Source organism: Acetobacter malorum, assembly GCF_001580615.1.
Taxonomy (GTDB): Bacteria; Pseudomonadota; Alphaproteobacteria; order Acetobacterales; family Acetobacteraceae; genus Acetobacter; species Acetobacter malorum.
Genome location: NZ_LHZC01000054.1, coordinates 59,808 through 82,022, shown reverse-complemented (window position 1 = coordinate 82,022; position 22,215 = coordinate 59,808). Strand labels below are relative to the sequence as shown.

The 22,215-nt window shown below is 59.6% G+C and carries 20 protein-coding genes; 10 read left to right on the top strand and 10 right to left on the bottom strand.

Annotated features, from left to right (window positions below):
* The first annotated feature begins 329 nt into the window (after nucleotides 1-329).
* Entirely contained in the window at nucleotides 330-1,769 is a 1,440-nt protein-coding gene (locus tag AD930_RS12110) for a mannose-1-phosphate guanylyltransferase/mannose-6-phosphate isomerase (protein WP_061506456.1), read from the top strand.
* Nucleotides 1,770-1,885: 116 nt separating this feature from the next.
* On the opposite strand, the gene AD930_RS12105 is transcribed toward AD930_RS12110, so the two are convergent.
* A complete protein-coding gene (locus tag AD930_RS12105; RefSeq protein WP_043550608.1) occupies nucleotides 1,886-2,767 on the bottom strand; it encodes a LysR family transcriptional regulator in 882 nt (293 codons plus the stop codon).
* A gap of 101 nt (nucleotides 2,768-2,868) precedes the next feature.
* Entirely contained in the window at nucleotides 2,869-3,822 is a 954-nt protein-coding gene (gene trxB, locus AD930_RS12100) for a thioredoxin-disulfide reductase (protein ID WP_061506455.1), read from the bottom strand.
* 184 nt (nucleotides 3,823-4,006) lie between these two features.
* On the opposite strand from trxB, the gene AD930_RS12095 reads away from it, so the two are divergent.
* From AD930_RS12095 to gshB, 4 genes are all read left to right on the top strand, one after another.
* Nucleotides 4,007-4,492, top strand: a complete 486-nt coding sequence (locus AD930_RS12095) for an Lrp/AsnC family transcriptional regulator (RefSeq protein ID WP_197056221.1) — start codon at nucleotides 4,007-4,009, stop codon at nucleotides 4,490-4,492.
* Nucleotides 4,489-5,607: a glycosyltransferase gene (locus AD930_RS12090; protein ID WP_052403783.1), complete on the top strand. Its 1,119-nt coding sequence runs from the start codon at nucleotides 4,489-4,491 to the stop codon at nucleotides 5,605-5,607. The genes AD930_RS12095 and AD930_RS12090 overlap by 4 nt, the downstream gene beginning before the upstream one ends.
* On the top strand, nucleotides 5,604-7,085 hold the full coding sequence (locus AD930_RS12085; RefSeq protein WP_244150574.1) for a glycosyltransferase family 39 protein: 1,482 nt from the start codon (nucleotides 5,604-5,606) through the stop codon (nucleotides 7,083-7,085). Before AD930_RS12090 ends, AD930_RS12085 begins: the two co-directional genes overlap by 4 nt.
* A 114-nt stretch (nucleotides 7,086-7,199) precedes the next feature.
* Nucleotides 7,200-8,201 (top strand): glutathione synthase, encoded by a 1,002-nt coding sequence (gene gshB / locus AD930_RS12080; protein ID WP_043550614.1) that lies wholly within the window; start codon nucleotides 7,200-7,202, stop codon nucleotides 8,199-8,201.
* 3 nt (nucleotides 8,202-8,204) lie between these two features.
* On the opposite strand, the gene AD930_RS12075 is transcribed toward gshB, so the two are convergent.
* Nucleotides 8,205-8,408 carry a hypothetical protein gene (locus tag AD930_RS12075; RefSeq protein ID WP_061506453.1) on the bottom strand — a complete coding sequence of 68 codons (204 nt, stop codon included), beginning with the start codon at nucleotides 8,406-8,408 and terminating at the stop codon, nucleotides 8,205-8,207.
* A gap of 153 nt (nucleotides 8,409-8,561) precedes the next feature.
* On the opposite strand from AD930_RS12075, the gene AD930_RS12070 reads away from it, so the two are divergent.
* From AD930_RS12070 to AD930_RS18125, 4 genes are all read left to right on the top strand, one after another.
* Complete coding sequence (locus tag AD930_RS12070) at nucleotides 8,562-9,251, top strand: class I SAM-dependent methyltransferase (protein WP_061506452.1); 690 nt, start codon at nucleotides 8,562-8,564, stop codon at nucleotides 9,249-9,251.
* 212 nt (nucleotides 9,252-9,463) lie between these two features.
* Nucleotides 9,464-10,723, top strand: coding sequence for a cbb3-type cytochrome c oxidase subunit I (locus AD930_RS12065; RefSeq protein WP_244150573.1), 1,260 nt, complete (start codon nucleotides 9,464-9,466; stop codon nucleotides 10,721-10,723).
* Nucleotides 10,720-11,679 carry a heme o synthase gene (locus tag AD930_RS12060; protein WP_061506450.1) on the top strand — a complete coding sequence of 320 codons (960 nt, stop codon included), beginning with the start codon at nucleotides 10,720-10,722 and terminating at the stop codon, nucleotides 11,677-11,679. The genes AD930_RS12065 and AD930_RS12060 overlap by 4 nt, the downstream gene beginning before the upstream one ends.
* A complete protein-coding gene (locus AD930_RS18125; RefSeq protein ID WP_167375186.1) occupies nucleotides 11,679-11,816 on the top strand; it encodes a hypothetical protein in 138 nt (45 codons plus the stop codon). The genes AD930_RS12060 and AD930_RS18125 overlap by 1 nt, the downstream gene beginning before the upstream one ends.
* A 129-nt stretch (nucleotides 11,817-11,945) precedes the next feature.
* Here the strand turns inward: AD930_RS18125 and AD930_RS12055 are convergent, their stop codons facing one another.
* The 7 genes from AD930_RS12055 to AD930_RS12025 form a co-directional block, all read right to left on the bottom strand.
* Nucleotides 11,946-12,140, bottom strand: a complete 195-nt coding sequence (locus AD930_RS12055; protein ID WP_043550617.1) for a hypothetical protein — start codon at nucleotides 12,138-12,140, stop codon at nucleotides 11,946-11,948.
* 83 nt (nucleotides 12,141-12,223) lie between these two features.
* Nucleotides 12,224-13,204, bottom strand: a complete 981-nt coding sequence (locus AD930_RS12050; RefSeq protein ID WP_061506449.1) for a Tim44 domain-containing protein — start codon at nucleotides 13,202-13,204, stop codon at nucleotides 12,224-12,226.
* A gap of 24 nt (nucleotides 13,205-13,228) precedes the next feature.
* Nucleotides 13,229-14,569 carry a TldD/PmbA family protein gene (locus AD930_RS12045; RefSeq protein ID WP_061506448.1) on the bottom strand — a complete coding sequence of 447 codons (1,341 nt, stop codon included), beginning with the start codon at nucleotides 14,567-14,569 and terminating at the stop codon, nucleotides 13,229-13,231.
* The gene (locus AD930_RS12040) at nucleotides 14,566-15,831 is read right to left on the bottom strand and encodes a M16 family metallopeptidase (RefSeq protein WP_061506447.1); all 1,266 of its coding nucleotides are present in this window, start codon (nucleotides 15,829-15,831) and stop codon (nucleotides 14,566-14,568) included. The genes AD930_RS12045 and AD930_RS12040 overlap by 4 nt, the downstream gene beginning before the upstream one ends.
* A 59-nt stretch (nucleotides 15,832-15,890) precedes the next feature.
* A complete protein-coding gene (gene thrC, locus AD930_RS12035) occupies nucleotides 15,891-17,288 on the bottom strand; it encodes a threonine synthase (RefSeq protein WP_061506446.1) in 1,398 nt (465 codons plus the stop codon).
* A 58-nt stretch (nucleotides 17,289-17,346) separates the two neighbouring features.
* The gene (locus AD930_RS12030) at nucleotides 17,347-18,501 is read right to left on the bottom strand and encodes a major royal jelly family protein (RefSeq protein ID WP_244150572.1); all 1,155 of its coding nucleotides are present in this window, start codon (nucleotides 18,499-18,501) and stop codon (nucleotides 17,347-17,349) included.
* Nucleotides 18,502-18,635: 134 nt separating this feature from the next.
* Nucleotides 18,636-20,141 (bottom strand): carboxypeptidase M32, encoded by a 1,506-nt coding sequence (locus AD930_RS12025; protein ID WP_061506445.1) that lies wholly within the window; start codon nucleotides 20,139-20,141, stop codon nucleotides 18,636-18,638.
* Between the two features lie 109 nt (nucleotides 20,142-20,250).
* On the opposite strand from AD930_RS12025, the gene AD930_RS12020 reads away from it, so the two are divergent.
* Complete coding sequence (locus tag AD930_RS12020; protein WP_061506444.1) at nucleotides 20,251-22,194, top strand: tetratricopeptide repeat protein; 1,944 nt, start codon at nucleotides 20,251-20,253, stop codon at nucleotides 22,192-22,194.
* The last annotated feature ends 21 nt before the right edge of the window (nucleotides 22,195-22,215 follow it).

The window sequence follows — 22,215 nt, the reverse complement described above, 5'->3', positions numbered from 1 at the left end:
ATATAGCAATGTGATTGAATAAAATTGAATGTGTCATGAAAAACATCTCCCGAAGAGAGTGAAAGAGGAGATGTATGCAAGTAAAATAAACATTTGGTAATCTATTTTAAGGATAAATTGTTTTGTTCGCTCGGTCTGCGCATCAGGGCTGGGTAATAGGCGGAGTTTGTTTTTGAGACACTGGTATTTGCAAATGGCATAATTGACTTTACGGTTTGGCCTACTATCCAAAACGACCCTGCTGCGTGCGGGCAGTCCTCTTAATTGGCACGGATTGGCTGCGATAACTCTTTAATATTTGTAAGATCCCGGAATAAGGACTGTTCAAAATGACGTCACGCCCTGCTGGCAGCAAAATGATCGTGCCGGTTGTGCTGTCTGGTGGCACGGGGAGTCGGCTCTGGCCCATGTCGCGCGCCAGTTTCCCTAAACAGCTCTGGTCGCTCGTGAGTGAGCGCAGCATGCTGCAGGAAACGGTACTGCGTGGGAATGCCGCAGGTTTTGCGCCGCCTGTTATTGTTTGTAATGAAGAGCACCGTTTTTTGATTGCCGAGCAACTGCGGGAAGTCTCGGTAGCAAATCCCAGCATTATGCTGGAGCCGGTCGGCCGGAATTCAGCGCCCGCTATTACGGCCGCGGCTTTGCTTGTGGCCCAGACGCATCCGGATGCTGTGTTGTGGATGATGGCGGCAGATGCGGACATCAAGAAGTCTGACGCGCTAACGCAGGCGATGGAAAAAGCCGTGCAGGCTGCGGAACAGGGGCGGGTGGTAACCTTCGGGATGACCCCCACCTGTCCGGAAACCGGGTATGGCTATATTGAAAAAGGCGACCCGCTTCCGGGTGTGGACGGGGCTTTTACAATCCGTTCTTTCCGGGAAAAGCCTGTGCAGGCTGTTGCGGAAGACTTTGTAAAAGACGGCAATTACTTCTGGAATTCCGGCATGTTTGTCTTTCAGGCGGATGTGTTGCTGGCTGAAATGCGCCGTTACGCGCCGCAGGTTTTGCAAAGCGTGCAGGAGGCTTTTGAAAAACGTAAGACAGATCTCGATTTTATCAGGCTCGATAAAGAGGCATTTGCGCAGGCCCCCGATATTTCCATCGATTATGCCGTGGCTGAGCACACACAGGTTTCCGCAGTAATCCCTGCGGATCTGGGGTGGTCGGATGTCGGGAGCTGGGATGCGTTGTGGGAGATCAGCCCCAAGACGGCGGAAGGCAATGTGCTGCTGGGCGATGTTTTAGCGGAAGATGCGCATGGATGTTACGTGCGCTCGGAAGGGCCGCTGACGGCTGTGACTGGTCTGGATGATGTGGTTGTTGTGGTGACTGGTGACGCAGTGCTGGTGACGCATAAAGACCGCGCGCAGGACGTAAAGAAGGTGGTGGATCGCCTCAAGAAAGACGGGCGGCCAGAGGCCTCTACGCATCAGAGGAATTATCGTCCCTGGGGGTTCTATGAAGGACTGACCCGCAATGAGCGTTTCCAGGTGAAACGGATTGTGGTCAATCCAGGCGGTAAGCTGTCTCTCCAGAAGCATTTTCACCGGGCGGAGCACTGGGTTGTTGTGGAGGGCGTGGCGCTGGTTACGAAGGGTGACGCTGAACTGCTGGTGCGCGAAAATGAGAGTGTTTATCTGCCGCAGGGCTGTGTGCACCGGTTGGAAAATCCCGGAAAAATTCCGCTGACCCTGATTGAGGTTCAGTCGGGGGCCTATCTGGGAGAAGACGATATTATAAGATTGGAAGACAGTTATAATAGAAATTGATAAATAAAGACTGAGTAAAGGCATAAAAAAAGCTCCCGAAAGGGGAGCTTTTTTTATGTCATCCGTCCGACTCGTTTCGAGGTGTCGGCAGACAACCGAGTCTGAAAAGCCTGATTTTAGCGAATACCGAGCTCGCTCATCAGGAAATCCCGGAAAACAGCAACGCGTTTGGAGCTGCGCAGTTCTTCCGGATAGACAAAATAGGCATCGACTGTCGGGGTCGTCAGGTCAGGCAGAATCTGAATAAGATCAGGGAACTGCGCGGCCGCATAGGTCGGAATGGACCCAATACCCAGCCCGGCAGCAATGGCAGACGCCATGGCGGCCATGCTGTTCACTTCCAGACGGGCGTTCTGTCTGGTTGTGCCCTGTCGTGTGCTTTCAGCCAGCCAGTTGATATGGGCAACCGGCGGGTGATGCTCTCCGAATAAAACGAGCTGATGCGCTGAGATTTCCTCAATGCTGCGCGGCATCCCGTATTTTTCGATGTAGAGCGGAGCGGCAAAAATCGGCAGATGGAAGTCTGCCAGATGCCGCTGGATAAGGTCAGGCTGGCGGGGCGCATGCATACGCACGGCAACGTCAGCTTCTCTCATCCCCAGATCAAGATCGCTGTCTTCAAGAATAAGACAGATATCAATGTCTGGATTGGCAGCCATAAACTTGTGCAGCCGCGGCATAAGCCAGCAGTTGCCAAAGCCTGTGGTTGTCGTAACCCGCAGACGTCCTGCAGCTTTTTCCTTACTTTCGGTCAAAAGCGTTTGAGTCATTTCAAGTTTTGAAAAGACCTCGCGCACCGTCTTGTGCAGCGTCTCGCCCTGTTCAGTGAGGATCAGTCCTCGGGCGTGGCGATGAAAAAGAGGAACCTGAAGGACGTCCTCCAGCGCGGAAATCTGCCGTGAAACAGCAGACTGGCTTAGGTTAAGCACATCTCCCGCGTGGGTAAAGGAACCGGCTTCCGCCACAGCATGGAATACCCGGAGTTTGTCCCAGTCCACGCACGCCTCCTGCAAATTGAATGAAGTTATCAGAGCATAATTATCATGCTTCGAGTTTCATTACGTGCAGTAATTGCCGGGATGGGTCAAGGGACGACCTGTTATTCAGCCCCCAGTTCAGCCAGATAGCGTTCAGCATCCAGAGCGGCCATACAGCCTGTGCCGGCAGCGGTCACGGCCTGACGGTAAATCTTGTCCTGCACATCCCCTGCGGCAAACACGCCGGGGACGGAGGTACGGGTGGTGCCGGGGGTTGTCTCAATATAGCCCTCAGCATCCAGCGTGACCTGCCCCTTGAAAATCTCAGTAGTGGGAGCGTGGCCAATGGCGATGAAGATGCCGTCCGCCGGCAGGTCCTGCGTTGTGCCGTCCTGCGTGTTGCGCACACGGATGGCACTGACGGTCGGCGGGGTGCCGGTGGCCAGAATGTCTTCTACCGTTGTGTTCCACAGGATGGAGGTTTTCGGGTTCTTGAAGAAACGATCCTGCAGGATTTTTTCAGCCCGCAACGTGTCCCGCCGATGCACCAGTGTGACGTGCGCTGCGTGATGCGTCAGATACAGGGCCTCTTCCACCGCAGTATTGCCGCCACCCACAACAACGACGTTCTTGCCGCGATAAAAGAAGCCATCACAGGTTGCGCAGGCGGAGACGCCAGCACCCTGCAAGGTTTTCTCGCTGGGCAGGCCGAGCCATTTGGCCTGAGCGCCCGTCGCGATGATGACGGATTTTGCGACATACACCGTGCCGGAATCACCCACCAGACGGAAGGGGGAGCCGGATTTGAAATCTACGGAGGTGATGATGTCGTATTCAATCCGCGTGCCGACATTCTGCGCCTGTGCGGCCATCTGTTCCATCAGCCAGGGGCCCTGAACGGCCTCGGCAAAGCCGGGATAGTTTTCTACATCCGTCGTGATGGTCAGCTGACCACCGGGCTGAAGCCCCGCCACCAGCACGGGGGCCAGATTGGCCCGTGCGGCATAAATGGCGGCGGTATAGCCGGCAGGCCCCGCGCCAATAACAAGCAGATCGGTGGTGATGGTTTCACTCATGAGTAAGGCAGACCTTTACGTGCTGGGAGCCATGATGCGGTGAGACGCACTCTCTTGCCTTGCGATATGGCGGGTGCGCGCATGGAGAGCAAGAGCGGAACCGGTTTGCGGCGTCTGCGTGTGCGTGGCATATACACCCCAGATTGTTTTGAAAAAGGCTGCGGCGAGAAATGGATCAGGCAAGGTGACGGAACTGGACGCTGTTGACCTTCGTATTGTGGCGGAACTTCAGGAAGACGGGCGCATGACCAACGTCGAGCTGGCCCGCCGCGTTGGAATTTCTGCCCCCCCCTGCCTGCGGCGTGTGCGGCGGCTGGAAGAGCTGGGGGTAATCCACGGCTATCATGCAGACCCGGATGCCGGGGCGCTGGGCTGGCCGATCACCTTTTTTGCGTTGATTGGTCTGGATAGTCAGAAAGAGGCTGTTCTGTCCGCATTTGAGGAAGAACTGGCCCGCTGGCCCGAGGTGCGGGAATGCCACATGATTCGTGGGGGAGGGGACTTTCTTGTTCGCCTCATTGCCCGCGATGCCGCGCATGAAAACTCTCTGACGCGCCGGCTGACGGAGGGCCCACACGTGATCCGTGTGCAGACCTTGCAGACGATCCGCACAAGTCTGGACCGTACAGGCGTGCCGATTTTTCCGGTTAGCGAGGGCGGTGGAGCGTGAGTGAAGCGGCAGTGGTTGCCGCTGGCGTGCAGGCAGGCCCCGAGATCAGCGTTGTGGTGCCATGCTATAATGAGGTCGGGAATGTCGGCCCGCTTGTCGCAGCCCTGGAGCGCGCGCTGGCGGGGCGTCGGTGGGAAGTCATTTTTGTGGATGACAACTCCCCGGATGGCACAACTGCTGCAGTAAACGCCATTGCGCAGAGGGATTCCCGGGTGCGCGGCCTGTGCCGCATCGGTCGTCGCGGGTTATCCTCTGCGGTGATCGAGGGCGCTTTGTCCTCCTCGGCACAGGTTGTCGCCGTGATGGATGGTGACATGCAGCACGATGAAAGCCGCCTCGGCGCACTGGTCGATGCCGTGCAGAGTGGCGCATGTGACGTTGCTGTTGGGAGCCGCCATGTGGAAGGCGGTGATAATTCCGGTCTGGCCAATGCCTGGCGCCATGCGTTGTCTGATGGCGGCATCAAACTCGCGCAGCTAATCCTGCCCGTCAGGCTGGGTGACCCGATGAGCGGGTTTTTTGCTCTGCGGCAAGATACGTTTGCGCGGATTGCACCGCACCTGTCTGGCACGGGCTTTAAAATTCTGGTCGATCTGTTGTTGTCTTCTCCTCAGCCCTTGCGGGTGCAGGAAATTGCATGCGGGTTTCGGGAGCGGCTGGCTGGTGAAAGCAAGCTGGATGCGGTGGTCATGCTGCAGTTTGTTGCCTTGCTGCTGGACAAACTCTGTCGCGGCTGGCTGCCCCTGCGTTTTGTAGCGTTTGCGCTTGTTGGGCTGATCGGGGTCGGTACCAATCTGCTGGTCATGCAGTGCGTCCGGGCGCTGGGAGTGAACTTTTCCATGGCGCAGGGGATTGGCACGCTTGTGGCCATGGTCGTCAATTTCCAGCTGGATAATAATTTTACCTACCGTGACAGACGCCTGCGTGGCGTACGCTGTGTCTGGGGGCTGCTGCTGTTCATGCTGGTCTGCTCCGTTGGCGCACTGGCCAACGTTGGCGTCGCAGATATGGTTTATCATCAGCACCGGGAGTTTAATGAGGCCAGCGTGGCCGGAGCTTTGATTGCAGTGGTGTGGAATTACGCCATGTCCGCCACCATTGTCTGGCGGCTGTGAGTCTTCGCGCGCCACGCTCCGGAGTATGGATGTGGAGCGCAGCGCTCGGTCTGCTGACGGTGTGTCGCCTGCTAATGGCGGCATGGGTGCCTCTTACGCCTGATGAAGCCTATTATCGCATCTGGGCCTTAGCCCCTGCTGCCGGGTATCTGGACCATCCGCCTCTGGTGGCCGTCTGGATCCGGGCCGGGATGGCACTTTTCGGCGATACCGCTTTAGGTGTGCGGGCCATGGGGCCGCTTTCTGCGCTGGCGGGCACAGTTTTTCTTGCTCTTACAGCACGCGACTGGCTGCGGGCGCGAGGGGCGGCAGTGCAGTCTGGTAAATCCCTGACGCCTGATGCGGGAATGGTGCGGACCGGCCTGTTGCTGAACGGAACAGTGGCGCTGGGTGTCGGCACGCTGATTATGACGCCCGATACGCCGCTCCTGTTTTTTATGGCGTTGCTGGTCTGGAGCCTCGGGCGCGTCTGTCTGGCCGGGCAGGGGGCGGGCTGGCTTCTGGTCGGGCTGGCGGCCGGGCTTGGGTTTGAAAGCAAATATACTGCTGTGCTGCCTGTTTTCGGGGTGGTGGTCTGGCTGTTCCTGACCCGTGCCGGGCGGAGCTGGTTAAAAACACCCTGGCCGTGGGCTGGCGGGGCTGTTGCCGCGCTATGTGCCGGGCCGGTCATCTGGTGGAATGCCACGCATGGCTGGGTGAGCTTTCTCAAGCAGGGTGGCCGAACGGGCGACTGGCATCCGGCAAAAATGTTCACTTACTTTGGTGAATTGCTGGGTGGGCAGGTCGGTCTGGCCTCGCCGGGTGTGTTTGTGTTTTTTCTTGGTGGCGTCTGGCTGCTGTGGCGGCAGAAAGACAGCTTTTCCCGTCTTCTGCTGTTGATGATTCTGCTGCCCGCCGCCGTGTTTGTGCAACATGCGTTTGGCGCGCGGGTGCAGGCCAACTGGCCCGTGGTACTGTATCCGGCTCTTGCTGTTGCAGCCGTGTTGCCTGTCTGGCGCGGGTGGGTGGCGTCCAGTCTGGTGGGTATGGCGCTGGTCGGCGTGATTGTGATGCAGGCTGTCTTCTCACCCGTGACACTCTCCCCACATTTTGACATGACGTTGCGGATGATGGGCGGCTGGCAGAATTTTGCGCAGACCATTGCCGCCCGCACGCCGGCCTCTTCCGTGCTGATTGCTGATGAATATGGTCTGGCGGCTGAGTTGTCGTTTTATGGCCCAAAAGACCGGAAGGTCATGGCGGTTGAGTCGCGCTGGATGCTGTTTGATCTGCCACGCGCTGCGTGTGCGGAAGGGTATCTGATTCGCAGTCACAGGCGGCACGATCAGCCGGATGCGGCTCACTTTATCGTGCTGGATGAGGCCGAACAGCAGGTCCGGCAGCGGCATGGGGCTGTGGCTGACACGTACTCGGTTTTTCATGTGCGGATGCGGTGTGATGCCGCAGGGCATGGTCTGGATGCCGTGATGCTGCCTTGAAAAAAGATCAGTAAAGAACGCGTTCCACCCTGATGAATGCTCTGTGCGTTTGGACAGAGGGGCGGAACAGGATTACGGTGGACTAAGAGTAATGAAAAAGGAAAGCGGGGGCGTATGTCATCTCCACTGAATGTGGCCGTCCAGATGGATCCTCTGGAGCACATCAATATTGATGGTGATTCCACATTCGCCATGATGCTGGAAGCGCAGGCCCGGGGGCATGCGCTGTTTGTGTATGAAGTCGGCTCCATGGCGCTGGGTGAAGGCGTGACCGAACCCGGTGGCGTCGTCAGAACGAGCGTGAGTGCTGCTGTCCGGCCCGTGACAGTGCAGCGCGAGCAGGGACGGCATGCCACCTTTGGCCCCGTAGCCCGCCGCTCACTGGGGGAGATGGACGTGGTGCTGATGCGTCAGGACCCGCCGTTCGACATGGCCTATATTACGGCAACGCATCTGCTGGACCATGTGCATGGCATTGGTCCGGGCAAAGCGCTGGTGGTGAATGATCCGCGCTGGGTGCGAGATTCCCCGGAAAAACTTCTGGTGACGCACTTCCCCGGTCTGATGCCGCCGACGCTGGTGACATGGGATGTGGAAGAAATTCGCGCGTTCCGTCGGAAGTGGCGTGATATTATCGTCAAGCCGCTCTTCGGGAATGGGGGTAGCGGGATCTTCCGTATCCGTGAGGATGACCAGAATCTGAACGCGCTGCTGGAAATGCATTTTGCCCGCTCCCGCGAGCCGCTGATGATCCAGCGTTATGAGCCTGCCGTGAAGTCCGGTGATAAGCGCATTATTCTGGTGGATGGCAAGCCGGTGGGGGCGATTAATCGGGTCCCGTCTGGTGAGGACCATCGCTCGAACATGCATGTGGGCGGTGTGGCCCGCAAAGTCGGGCTGACGGCGCGTGACGAGGAAATTTGTGCCGCGATCGGGCCGTTCCTGAAAGAACATGGCCTGATTTTCGTCGGGATTGATGTGATCGGGGATTACCTGACGGAAATCAACGTGACATCTCCGACGGGACTTCAGGAACTGGAACGCTTTGACGGGATTAACGCCGCAGGGCTGATCTGGGATTGTATTGAAGCAAAGCTGGCGGGGAAGGCGTCCTGACGTTCAGGACGCTTTGTCGGCCGGAGGGGCGGCTGATGTGGAGTGGCTCTCTGAGGGAGGCTGCTCCGGATCACTGTCCAGGTCAGGCAGGACGGGGTCTTTCCCAAAACGATTGTCAAACCAGTGCAGCAGAGGTGACCGGAAGTAGTAAATTACGACGGACGACCAGATGATTAGCGCAAGGATGGCAATAACCAGATTCAGCATGGCAGTTTTTCTTTTCAACCCGTTCTTTCGGAGCGGAAGGTAAGGGCACAATGGGGCCGAAGACAAGGGCGCTTTTATGGCGGGCGTTATTTAATACAGGGAAGATGCGTTGTGGCTCTTGAAGAAATTACAGCAAGCAGGCAGAGAGAGAACATGAGTGACGTTCTCCACGAATGCCCGCCCGGTCAGGGTGAAGATCCGGTGCCTCCTCCTTCACGCTCGGCGCTGGATGCAGAGGCTGTAAAAGTTGCTTACCGTCGGTGGGCCGCCTGCTACGATACTGTCTTTGGCGGTATTTCAGGCGTTGGCCGCCGGCGTGCGGTTGAAGCTGTCAACGCGCTCTCGGGCACCAAGGTGCTGGAAGTCGGCGTGGGGACGGGGCTTGCGTTGCCCTGTTACACTCAGGACAAACAGATTACTGGTATTGACCTGTCTGGTGACATGCTAGCCCGTGCGCGTGAACGCGTGCAGAGAGAGCATCTGACCAACGTTGAAGGTCTGCTGGAAATGGATGCGGAAGAGACCAGCTTTGCTGATGCCTCTTTCGATATCGCGGTGGCCATGTTTGTGGCCTCTGTGGTGCCGAATCCGCGCAAATTGCTGCGTGAACTCAAGCGCGTTGTGCGCCCCGGTGGCCATATTCTCTTCGTAAACCACTTTCTGGCGCCGACGGGTGTTCGCGGTGCCGTGGAACGTGGCATGGCGCGGGCGTCCCGCTCTCTGGGCTGGCATCCTGATTTCGCCATGGAATCTCTGCTGCCGCCGGAAGATCTGGCCCGTGCACGCATTCAGCCTGTGCCGCCGCTGGGTCTGTTTACACTTGTGACGCTCGACCGGACGTAAAATCGCCTTCTCTCGCTGCGTCTGTCTCTCTTTCTGAACAAGGCAGAGCAGACGGCGGCGCGGGACTTAACGGGTCGTCGGTCTGTATAAAAACCGTTATTATGCCTTTTTTACAGAGTCCGCAGAACGCTTGGCGTTATGAGGTCTGAATAAGGTACAGGTTACGGAAAATGGCCTTTGCCGGGCAAAAAAGCCGGAACGGGAAGAAGAGCATGAACAAGCAGGCTGCATCGGGTACAGGTGTGGGAGCAGGATATCTGCTTGTCGCTGCGGTGGCGGGACTGCTTGGTGGCGGAGCTTCCGTGCTGCGTCAGGCAGGCCTGATGCCCGACCACGGCATCTGGCCAGTTCTCGAACATATCCATGCCCCCCTGATGCTTCTGTTTGTTGTAATCCCCGCGCTGGTGTGTGGCTTCAGCAATCTCTGGCTGCCGAGGGCTCTCGGGCGTGCGGGGATGGTTTTGCCGGCGTTAAACGTTGCTGGCCTTGGGCTGGTTGGCGTGTCCGGCATTCTGGCTGTGGTGAATGGGGCGCAGGCTCCCGCTATTCTGCTCTGGTGCGCGGGGCTGCTTTGCGCTGTCATGACCGTGCTGGCGACCATTTTTGATAGCCGCGCTGATACAGAACAGAAGCTGCCGTTTTCTCCGTTTGTCTGGGGCGAAATGCTTGCGTCTGCCATGCTGCTTCTGACTGTGCCGGTTCTGGCCGCCGTGATGACGCATCAGCTGCTCTCCGGCGCTCAGGGCGATATTCTGCCGCTGCTGGATGGTTTTGCCGAGCCCGTAACCCTTGTCACGCTGCTGGCCGGTTTTGGTCTTGTGTTTGAGGCCGGAGCGCGGGCCAGCCGTTTTTCTGAAAAACCCGTTATTACTATCATGACAGCGACGGCTGCCGCCTCTGTCATTATCTGGACGCGCGGCGTTTTTGCGCACGGACTGGCTGCCAGTGTACAGCAGCCCGGCACTTTGACCTCTCCTGAAAACGCTGTGCTTTTTGCGTCCACTTTGGCCTCCGTCCTGCTGGCGGGCCTGTGGATGGCAGGTACATGGCGCAGCCGTTTCTCCCTGCGTGTTCCCATGCTGTGGGGACTTGGTTTTCTGGCTGTTGTCTCCACGGGGTGGGTGGCTCAGCTGATGCAGGGCGATGGGCTGCATTCAGCGCTTCAGCTTGGTGCTGTGTATGCGGCCTTCTGCGGCCTCTATCTGTGGCGCGGAGAAAATGGCGGATATTGGTACCCCCGTTCTCTGGCCGTTTTACAGTTTGTTCTGATGGCGGCTGCAACCGGACTGTCCTTTTCGCCGCTCTCTGCCGCTGCGCAGATCTGGAGCGGGGGGCTGCTGGGCGCGTCTCTTCTGTGCTTTGTGGCGACCATGGGCATGAGCTTCATGCAGAACCGGAAAGTGACGGAAGGCAGCGAGGCTTCGGCGCAGGCCGCGCTGGCGTCCTCTTCTGAAGGAACGGTGCAGTCATGAGCGATACAGTAGCAACGGACGTTCCGGCCGGACGCATTCGCTTTAAGGCGGACCGGGTTGGCACGACGGCTAAAGACTGGGTGCAGCTTCTCAAGCCGCGCGTGATTTCACTGGTGGTGTTTACGGGCGCTGCCGGGATGATTATGGCGCCGGGGCATTTGAACCCGTTTGTGGCGGCCGTGGCTATTCTGTGCATCTGTCTCGCCTCTGGTGCCGCCGGGGCCATCAATATGTGGTATGACCGCGATATTGACGCCGTGATGCAGCGCACCATTACCCGGCCTATTCCGGGTGGCCGCATTCCGCCGCAGGAAGCACTGGCCTATGGCGTCGGCCTGTCCTGCCTGTCCGTCTGCCTGATGTGGATGGCCACCAATGCACTGGCCGCCGGTATTCTGGCGTTCTCGATTTTCTTCTATTCTGTCATTTACACCATGTGGCTTAAGCGCTCCACGCCACAGAATATTGTTATCGGCGGGGCTGCCGGGGCTTTCCCGCCCATGATCGGGTGGGCCGCGGCAACAGGCCACATGGCCGTGCTGCCGGTGGTGATGTTCGGCATCGTGTTCTTCTGGACGCCGCCGCACTTCTGGTCGCTCTCCCTGTATGCCTGCAAGGATTACGGCCGGGCAGGCATTCCGATGCTGCCGGTTGTTAAAGGTGCCCGGCATACGCGGTGGAACATCTTTGTTTATACGCTGGTGTTGCTGGCGGTTTCTCTGGTGCCGTCCTTCCTGCATCTGTGCGGCTGGCTCTATACGGGCACGGCTCTGGTGCTGGGACTGGGTTTTATAGCCTGCGCGGTGCGCGTGCTGCGTGAGCCGCAGGATGAGAGCGGAATTAGTCTGAAGGGCGATAAAGCGGCGCGTCTGTCGTTCCGCTTTTCTCTGGCCTATCTGTTCCTGCTGTTCTGCGGGTTGCTGGCCGACCATATGCTGATGGGGGGGATAGGCTGATGGAAAATCTAAGCGTTCTGAATCCGCAGGAAGTCGCGGAAAAGCAGCGTCGGCAGAAAGAGCGTCTGCGTGCCATGCTGGCCTTCATGGTGCTGATTGCCGGCGTCATGTATGGCCTGACGTTTACGCACTTTTAAAAGATAACATTGGGCAGGGGTTTTTATCCTGCCCGGTCAGTCAGCGTTGTCGTGTGCTGACTGGTTAAGTCTCTGCGATATCCGCAGTCGCAGAGCGTATTTGCTCTCCGAAAAAACGGATTACTCCGCTCAGGCTTCTTTCTGCTCGGGCGTTTTTGCTGTTTTCAGCAGACTATCCATCTGCACGTTCACGCCTTTTTCCTGAAGCTTGAGGATATCGGCCTCCAGATCCGCAATTTTGCGCTTGCTCCAGAAGTGCAGGAATACGCCAAAAGCTGAGGCTGAGATGGCCAGCAGCACGACGGCAATTTCCAGAAACAGCATGTCTTTAATCCCGCGAGAAAATGCTTAAAAAAAAGCCTGCACGCTCTTGGGGAGCCGTGCAGGCCTGAGGAAAAGGCGAGGCGTTACGCGCCACGCCCCTGCTGAATGGCGGAGAGCAGCCAGCGGCCCCCGCGGGAAGGCCGGGTGAAGGTCCAGAGTTCTGTAACCGTCACAGGCTCTGTCGAACTGCCTTCAATCACCTGCCCGGTGGCATTGGTTGTCAGGTCAATCAGGCTGTAGCGCATGGCGACGGTCGCGTAATCCATACCCGCTTCCTGCCAGGACTCAGCCAGATCACCCTGAATGAAGTGCACATCAGACACCACATTGCGGGCACCCTGGCTCGCCAGAGTGGCAAGCTGCTGGTTGAAATAGGAGACCATTTCCGGCGTGGCCATCTGCTGGAGCGCCGGAATATTCTGCTGGTTCCACGCGGTCTGGATATCCAGCAGGGTCTGCTGGAAGGCCTGATAATCCGCACTGGTGATAGTCAGAGAAGAACCGCCGCCAGCCGGGAAGCCTGCGGGTGTTGCGGACGGAGCAGGCCCGGACGCACCCTGATTCAGCGGGAAGCCGGAATTGCCTCTGCGGGACGACCCGTTGCCGCTAAAGCGACGGACCAGCCACATCACGATCATGACGATCAGCCCGATCTGGATCATCAGCCCGATAAAGCTGAACAGACCATGGACGCCGCCCATAAAGCCGTGCCCGCTCAGCAGCCCGAACAACCCGGCGCCGAGCATGCCCCCGGCAAAGCCTGTCAGGAACGGATGGCGGGATGCCGTGCCCATGCCCCGGTTAAACGGTGCGCCGTAATTACTCTGGCCGGGGTAGCCATTATACCCCGGAGCCGGGGTGCGCGGCGTAATGGAGCGGTCCATGGGGGCCGCGCCGTAAGGCGTGGTGTTGGTGGATGGTGGCGCGCTCCATGTCCGGCTGCCACGGCTGCCCATGGAACTGCCCTGACCGGGGCGGGCATCGGCATGCTGCGCCAGCGGGCCACCAAGCATGCTGATGGTCAGAAAAGCGGTTAAAACAGGCGTAAGAAAACGCTTTTTCACGGTGTCTGGTCTCTCCGGACGATGTTAGGCCCCGGCAAGGCTCAGGGCATCTACCCTTAATGTGGGGGCGTCACTGCCAAAACGGAACTGCAAATCGTCCGCTAATGTCATCGACGCGAAAATTTCCAGCAGGTTGCCTGCCAGCGTGAATTCTTCCGCGGCCTCTGCAATCTGACCATCACGGATCATAAAGCCTGATGCGCCACGGCTGTAATCCCCCGTAAGGCCATTGATGGACGAGCCCATCATCTCGGTGATGAACACGCCTTCCTTGATGTCTGCCATCAGAGCGGCAGGGGTGACGCTACCGGGCTGGAAGGCCAGATTGCTGGGCGCCGGCGCTGGCTGGCTGGAGGCCCCGCGTGCTGCGCGGCCATTGCTGGTCAGGCCAAGGTGGCGGGCGCTGCGGGTATCCAGAATCCAGCTTTGCAGAACGCCGTTTTCAACCAGCGTCAGCGGCTTGCCCTGCACAGCCTCGCCATCAAACGGACGGGACCGCAGGCCGCGCAGGCGCGTTGGGTCATCCGTGATGGTGATGTCTTTGGCAAAAATCTGCTGGCCGAGCTTGTCCTTCAAAAAAGACGTGCCGCGTGCGATGGAAGAGCCGCTGATGGCCCCCACCAGATGCCCAAGAAAGCTGTTGGCCACGCGGGGGTGGAACACAACCGGATATTTGCCCGTGCGCGGACGGGTGGGGTTCAGGCGTGCCACGGCATTGCGGCCTGCACTGCGGCCCAGTGTTGCGGCATCATCCAGATCGGCCAGATGGACCGTGCCGTGATAGTCATAATCGCGCTGCATACGGTCCCCTTTGCCTGCCAGAACGCAGACAGAGGTGGAGTGACGCGTGCGGGCATAGGTGCCGGCAAAATCCTGCGAGGTGACGAGAATGACCTCTGTGCGGCCAAAGGAGGCACTGCTGCCAGCGCTGTTGGTCACACCCTCAATCGCCAGAGCGGCTTCTTCACCCTCACGGGCGCGGGCCAGAAGGGCGTTGGCGTCTGGTTCTGCGGTATCCGTCAGGTCCAGTGCATTCTGGGTGAGAGTGCCGGTCAGCGCCTGCGATGCCAAGCCGGCATATTTGTCATCCGGCAGCATGCGGGCCATGGCCAGCGCCTGCTCAATCAGCCCGTCAAACCGGGCCGGGTCCAGCGTGGTGGTGGAGACAATGGCGGTTTTCTGGCCTGCAAATACCCGCAGGCCAAGGTCTGTGGTTTCCGAGCGTTCCAGCTCTTCCGTCACACCGTTACGAACCCCCGCGCCCAGTGCGGTGCTGGAGACAAAAACCGCATCTGCGGCATCCGCTCCGGCGTTGCGCGCGCGGCGGACAAGATCAGAGATCTTTTCGAGGGTTTGTTCGCTCATGCCGCGAGGTTCTCCGTAATCGTGTCCAGAGACAGGACGTGTTTAACAGGCCCCAGTGCTGCCAGCGTGGGCTTCTGGGTGAAAATGCGGGTTGCAACACGGCGGATATCATCCGTCGTCACGGCTTCCACGCGCGCCACTGTTTCCGCCACAGGGATCAGACGACCAAACAGCTGAAGCTGGCGGGCAATCTGCTCGCAGCGGCTGCCGGTGCTTTCCAGAGACATCAGCAGGGAGGCCTTGAGCTGCGCACAGGCGCGAGCCAGCTCATCTTTGCCAACGCTTTTCTGAACCTTTTTCAGTTCTTCCAGCGTGACGGGCACCAGTTCCGCACATTCTTTCTCACCCGTGCCGGCATAAATGCCGAATACACCGCCATCAAGGAACGGCGCGTTGAAAGAATAGACGGAATAGACCAGACCGCGCTTTTCCCGGATTTCCTGGAACAGGCGGGAGGACATGCCACCGCCCAGCAGCAGGGAGAGCATCAGAGCAGCGTAGTAATCCGGGTCATTATACCCCACGGAGGGGAAGCCCAGAACCACATGGGCCTGATCCAGATCCTTCTCCTGCCGGAATTCACCGCCACCATAAATGGAGGGCGTGCCGGGGATGAGCGCCGTGGTGCCGAGGTCTGCAAAGTGCCGTTCAACCTGCCGCACAACGTCATCATGGTGCAGATTGCCAGCCGCCGCCACAACCATGTTGCCGGTGGTGTAATGCGCGCTCATGTAACGCATCAGCGTCTCACGGCTCATGGTGCGGATAAGGTCTTCCGTGCCGAGCGTGGGGCGTCCCATGGGCTGGTTGGGGTAAGCCGTTGCCTGAAAATGGTCGAACACCACATCATCCGGCGTATCGTTAGCCTGCCCGATTTCCTGCAGGATCACGCCGCGTTCGCGTTCAATTTCCGTCGGGTCAAACGTGGAATGGGTCAGGATATCGCCAATGATATCAATACCCAGATCCAGATTTTCCTTTAGCAGCTTGACGTAATAGGCGGTCTGTTCCCGCGCGGTGTAGGCATTGATATGCCCGCCCACATTTTCAATTTCCTCGGCAATCTGCAGGGCAGAGCGGCGCTCCGTGCCTTTAAAGGCCATGTGCTCAAGGAAGTGAGAAACACCGTTTTCTTCTGCGGTTTCATCCCGTGTGCCGGTGGAGACGTAGGCTCCGAAGGAAACGGTTTCGACGCGCTCCATACGTTCTGTCACAACAATCAGGCCCGAGGGCAGACGGGTCAGCTGGATCGGATCGGTCATTCTTGTCCTGAAAAGAAAGGCCGCAAGCGCGGCCTGAAGAGAAGGAAGGTTAAAACGTATCAGGCGTTGGAAAGTACCGCCGCACGCACGGCATCTTTCACGGCGTCAGCCGTGGCCGGAACGGTGCGGTAGCGCTCTTCACGCGAATAAAGGTCTGCCAGATGCACGGGCAGGGCCGGGCGAATGCCGGTAGCTGCCACCATGGCATCCGGGAACTTGGCCGGATGGGCCGTGGCCATGGCGACCATGGGCACACCGGCTTCCCGGAAGCGGCGGCCTGCGGCAATGCCAATGGCGCTGTGCGGGTCAGCCAGATAACCGGAACGGTCATGCAGGCTCTTGATTTCCGCTTCCGTTTCCGCATCGTCCAGCGCCAGACCGGAGAAGAGGCTGCGGGCCGTCTCCCACGCTTCGGCTGGCACATCCATGTGCCCGGTCGCGCGGAAACTGGTCATGATGCGGGCGCAGGCCTCTGCATCACGCCCCAGCAGTTCAAACAGCAGGCGCTCGAAGTTGGAAGAGACCTGAATATCCATGGACGGCGAAAGGCTGGGCATGACGGACTTCATCGTCATGTCATTCGCGTTCAGGAAGCGGGTCAGAATATCGTTGCGGTTGGAACCAACGCACAGATGGCGGATGGGCAGACCCATTTTACGGGCAGCCCATGCGGCCAGAATGTTGCCGAAGTTGCCGGTCGGCACCGCGAAGGAGACTTCCTGCTCCGGCGCGCCAAAATTGAGCGCGGCGTAGACGTAGTAAGGAATCTGCGCGGCAATGCGGGCCCAGTTGATGGAATTGACGGCAGAGAGATGCATGTCCTTGCGGAACGGCATATCCGCAAAAAGGGCTTTGACCAGATCCTGACAGTCGTCAAAAGTGCCCTCAATGGCCAGATTGGTCACGTTGGCTTCCAGCACCGTCGTCATCTGGCGGCGCTGCACTTCGGACGTGCGGTCCTTGGGGTGCAGAATGACCACCGAGAGGCGGTCCCGCCCACGGCAGGCTTCAATGGCGGCAGACCCGGTGTCGCCAGAGGTTGCTCCCACAATGGTCACATGGCTGTTGCGCTCGGTCAGCACATGTTCAAACAGCTGGCCAAGCAGCTGCATGGCCATGTCCTTGAAGGCCAGCGTCGGGCCGTGGAACAGTTCCTGCACAAACACGCCATCTTCCACCTGAGTCAGCGGGACAATGGCTGGGTGGTCAAACCCGGCATAGGCTTTCTCGCACAGGTTGCGCAGCGTGCCGGGGTCAATATCCTCCCCGACAAACGGCCGCATAATCCGGGCAGCAAGCTCCGGATACGGCAGACCCCGCATGGCTTGCCACTCGGAGAGTGAAAAGCTGGGCCATGTTTCCGGCAGATACAGGCCGCCATCTTCGGCAAGGCCAGTCAGCAGGACATCAGAGAACGAGAGAGCGGGAGCCTTCCCCCGGGTCGAGATATAGCGCATGGCCAGACTTATACCCTGAATGCGAGACGGCGCGAAGTAGCCTTCTGCATCCGTATGCTTAGGTTGGAGGCGGGGTGGTGGGCAGCGTGAGCTGATAGACCGTAACAGGCCATGTCACAGTTGCTTTCCCGTTCTGGAACGCCGCAGCGTGATTAAGCTGCATGGCAGGCACGAACAAGTGTCCGTGTGCATCCAGCCCCGGCGTGCCGGGGAAGCTCAGGCGCGGGTCCGTAATCAGCCTGCGCGGGATGCGGCCCGTGCTGTAGCTGAGGATGCTGTTGGTGCTGACGTCCGACCAGTAGAGCGTGCCATCCGGGCCAATGGTCATGCCGCCCAGTGAAGGTGTTTTGTACCACTGGGTGACAATTTCTTCCATGGCGGCCGGAGTGATGTCCGGGTCGGAAAAGGTACTGGTTTCCACGCGGGAGAGGTAGTTGCCGGGTGCCTGCATGACAATCCAGCGGCCATCCGGGCTGACGGCGATCATGCTGGAATCAATGGCCGCGGCACGACCATCCCCCCAGTTGAGCGTGCCGCCGGGGATCTGAATGGGGCGCGTGGCCGTCAGAGACGGGTGCCGGTCCAGAAAACGACGGGTGGAGGCGGAGGGAATATCGACCACCAGCACCCCGGCTACGCCGGAATCCGTCACATAGGCCGTGTTCTCATGCACGGCCACGCCAGAGAGAATGCTGTCCGGGTGGAGCGCTGTTTTCTCAATTGCGACGGTGCCCAGCACGGTATTTTTCTGGGTATCGATATGGATCAGCTTGGGCTGAGCAACCGCCGGGGCCTTGCGGTTGGGCACACCACTATCCAGCACCCAGAGGGTGCCGTCCGGCAGAAGCGTCACACCAGCAGCAGCCACAATCCGTTTTGCGGCATCGCCTTCTGCGGCGTTCCAGTCGGCATCCGGATAAGAGGCGAAGCTGCCATCCGTGTTGCGGACGGAAAGCTGCGGGCCGGGGTTGCCGATCCATGCCGGGGCCTCAAACAGCATCCGACCATCGGGCAGCGGGACCACGGCGTCCCAGACCTGTTTGTCAGACTGGGTAAAGGGCGTGAGGGCCGAAGCCGAGAGTTCTGGCACTTTCGGCATATGCACCGCCCAGGCGGAGGGCGTGGGTAGGGCGACGGCAAGGCTTGCTGTCAGAGTTGTCAAAGCGAGGGCGCGGCGGAACCCCGAAAAAGGCCGGGTGCGTCTGGTCATCATGAAATTTCTGGCAGCCTTGCTATGCGTGTGCGGCGAAAACATGCGACCAGTCTCCCCCGTTTTGCCCCACCCCGACAACCGCATTCTTCGCATGGCCCGCCAGAACCCTGCGAAGAGGCGGAAGTGTAAAGGGATCAGGCGTCTGGCGCGCGGTCCAGATAACGACTGCGGATATGGGCCTGCCAGGCATCGGCCGCCAGAGGGGCACCAGTGGCATCCTTAATAATGTCGGGCATGGAGGCGCTGCTGGCGCGGCTATGGATGTTGGTGCGCAGCCATTTCAACAGTGGAGCAAAATTCCCCTGCGCCAGAGCCGGAGCGATCTGGCTGTCCTGCTGGAAGGCGGCTGTCCGAATCTGGGCAGCTGCCAGCGCACCCATGGCGTAGCAGGGGAAATAGCCAAACAGCCCCTCCGGCCAGTGGATGTCCTGCAAACAGCCGCGCCGGTCATCGGGAACAGTCAGCCCGAGCAGGGCGTGGAGTCGGTCATTGAATGCGGCGGGCAGGTCTTTGAGGGCAAGATCCCCGTTAATCATCGCGGTTTCCAGCTCATACCGGACGAGAATATGGGCGGGGTAGGTCACCTCATCGGCATCCACGCGGATAAAGCCGGGGGCTACATGTGTGACCAGACGATGCAGATTGTCCGCCTGCCAGCTGGGGGTGCCCTCCGGGATGTGGAATTCTGTCCGCAGTAGCGGCGTGACCCACTCCACAAAGGCGCGGGAGCGGCAAACCTGCATTTCCATGGTCAGAGACTGGCTTTCATGCAGCGTCATGCCGCCAGCTTGCCCGACGGGCTGAGACAGCCAGTCTGCCGGCAGCCCCATGTCATACAGCGCGTGGCCGGTTTCATGCAGCACGCCCATCATGGCGGGGAGGAAGTCTGCTTCTTCATAACGGGTGGTCAGCCGCACATCATGCGTGGCCCCGCCGCAGAAGGGGTGCAGGCTGACGTCCAGTCGGCCGCGGGTCATGTCAAAGCCAAGCTGCTGCATCAGCTTGCGCCCCAGCGCTTCCTGCTGTGGTACCAGAAACGGGCCTTGCAGCGGGGTGGGGGCAGGCAGGCTGTTCTGCTTTTCAAGCACGGCGGCAATCAGGCCGGGCAGTTCGGTGCTCAGGCGGCTGAAAATCGGATCAATATCCGTCTGGCGTGTGCCGGGATCAAACGAGTCCAGCAGGGCGTCATACGGAGAAAGGCCCAGTGCTTCGCCTTTGGCTTTGGCAATCTGCTGCGTGAGGTTCAGGACTTCCTGCTGATAGGGCAGAAAGGTTTTGAAATCGCTGTTCTGGCGGGCTTCACGCCACACCATTTCACTGTGTGCCGTGGCTTGTGCATTGGCTTCCACCAGATCACCCGGCAGGGCGGTGGCGTGCGTGTGCAGGCGGCGCATTTCCGCAAGGTTGGCGCGGCGCCAGACATCATCTCCCGCGTCTGCCGTGGCCAGCAGGTCTGCCATTTCAGGGGCGGTCAGAATTTCGTGCCGCAGCCCTTCCAGCATGGCCAGATTTTCCGCCCGGCGCTCTGCTGCGCCGTGGGGCATGATCACTTCCTTATCCCAGCAGAGAATGCCGATGGCATCATTCAGGGAGGACAGACGGGCAAAATGGCGCTCAAGGCTCTGGTAGGCTTTATTCATCAGCTGAGATCTGATCCTGTAGGGTGGCAATGCTGGCCTGTAGGGTAGAGCATCCCTTCGCGGGACGGAACTCTCTGCGAAGACGACTTGAAAGAACGAAGGAAAGCACATGCCCCAGAAAAACGGGATGGCGACACAGGAGCCATCGGTTGAACAGGCGCTGGCCCTTCTTTCTGTCGGGGATGCAGAGCGGGCGGCGACCCTGTTGCGCGCCCTGCTGCGAGAGGATGCATCAGACGCCGAGGCCTGGCATGCGATGGCCTGTGTGGCCCGCGCCGGGGGCGATGCGCAGTCCGCCATTGCTCTGGCCGGGCGGGCGATTGGGTTGCGGCCTGAAGGGCATTTTCACATCACGCTGGCGCATGCGTTGCTTGAGCAGGGCCATGCGGAGCCAGCACGAGCGGCAGCCAATGTCGCGGTGATGACAACGCCGCGTGACCCGCGGGCGCATGAGGCCATGGCCGCCATTCTTGAAGCGGAAAACCGCGTGCAGGAGGCTGAAGTGGCGTTGCGCACCGCGTTGCGCTTGCGGCCTCTGGACTGTGAAAAACATCTCAGTCTCGCAGCATTTCTCGCACGGCATGGGCGCGTGGCCGAGGCTGTGCAGACATCAGAAAAAGCGCTGCGTCTGGCTCCTGAGAACATTTTTGCCCACAACCAGCACGCTGTGTTGCTGGAGCGGACGGGGCGGATGCGGGAGGCCGAGCCGTTCTTTGCCGTCGTGGCGACGGCTTTTCCGCAGGACGCGGCAGCTCTCGCCAACTATGGCGCGGCTCTGTTTGCCAAAGGGGACTTTGAACAGGCCAGAAGCCTGTTGCAGGACTCGGCGCGTCGTGCGCCAGACGCACCGGAAACCCGCACCAATCTGGGGCTGGTGCAGATGGCGCTGGGGGCGCTTGATGAAGCCGAGCAGGAACTGGGCGCAGCTCTTGCCCTCCGCAAGCATGATGCCCGACTGGCGGTGAATTATGGCACGGTGCTGTCTGACCTCGGACGGCGGCAGGAGGCAGAAGCGCTCTTCCGGCAAGTGGAGAATTGGGAGGCTGCAGAGCAGGATCGGGCGCGCGCCCTGTTCAATCTGGGCACGGTTCTGCTGGCGGAGGGGCGTTTTCATGAAGGCTGGCAGGCCTTTGAGGCTCGCCAGAATTTGCTGCCTGCGCAGCACACGGAAGAATTGCCGCAATGGGATGGGGCGGACACTGGTGGCAGTCCGGTGCTGCTGTACGCCGAGCAGGGGCTGGGCGATACGCTCCAGTTTCTGCGGTATGTGGAGCCGGCTGTGGAGCGTGCGTCCATCCTTCTGGCTGTGCCGGAGGGGCTGCGCTCTTTGGTGGCGCAGATGGAGAGTGTGCAGGCCGGGCGTGTCACGCTTCTGGAAAAAGGACAGACGGCCCGTTCTGCCGGAGCTGTGGCGTGTTGTTCTCTGCTCAGTCTGCCCGCCCGGCTCGGGTTGGATGCACCGTATCCATGGGCACAAGTATTTAAGGATGCGGAAGCCGGAGGCCTTTCAGACGGGGGCCCCCGCATCCCGCTGCGTGGGCCGGGTGACGGTGCGGCGCTTCGGTCAGATACAAAGCCACTTCGGGTCGGTCTCTGCTGGGCGGGGAACCCGAGTTATCGGTTTGACCGTCGCCGCTCCATGGCACCTGCCTGCCTTGCGCCGTTGGCGGACGTGCCGGGTGTGGCATTTCAGTCTCTTCAGCGCGACCATACGGGTGAGGAGCTGTCCTTTTCTGTGGCACCGCTACCGGAGGGGGACATGCTCAGCACCGCCCGTCTGGTGGCCGGGCTGGATGTGGTGATTACGGTTGATACGGTTATTGCGCATCTGGCGGGCGTGCTGGGGAAACCGGTCTGGCTGCTCAACCGCTTTGGGGGAGACTGGCGCTGGGCGGAGGGCTCAACCCGGACTCTGCCGGACGGAGGGGCGGAGAACCTCTGGTATCCGAGTCTCCGCCTGTTTTCTCAGCCTGCCCCCGGTGAGGGCAATGCTCCGTGGGAAAAACCTGTGAAGGCTGTGGCTGAGGCTTTGCACAAACTTGTTAAGATGTAACCGCAACGCCTGTTGCCCCGC